This window comes from Paenibacillus sp. GbtcB18 (assembly GCF_019091125.1).
Lineage (GTDB): Bacteria > Bacillota > Bacilli > Paenibacillales > NBRC-103111 > Paenibacillus_F > Paenibacillus_F chitinolyticus.
In genome coordinates this window covers 1-238 of record NZ_JAGXJX010000823.1, presented here as the reverse complement: position 1 = coordinate 238, position 238 = coordinate 1, and the positions used below count along the sequence as shown (strand labels likewise).

The 238-nt window shown below is 55.5% G+C and carries 1 pseudogene; it reads left to right on the top strand.

The features are described from left to right. Positions 1–238, top strand: a pseudogene (locus KVT34_RS31070) (GMC family oxidoreductase); the annotation flags it as partial.

The window sequence follows — 238 nt, the reverse complement described above, 5'->3', positions numbered from 1 at the left end:
ACGGTGCCGGCGGCGACGGCGTTCACTGGAGCGGCCAGAACTACCGTTTTCTGCCCTACGATTCTGAAATCCGGACCAAAACGATCGAACGCTACGGCAAAAATGAAATTCCGCAGGGCATGACGCTGCAGGACTGGGGCATCACCTTCGACCAGTTGGAACCGTACTTCGACCAGTACGAGGAAATGGGCGGGATCTCCGGTGAAAAAGAGCAAAACGAAATGGTCGGCAAACGTTC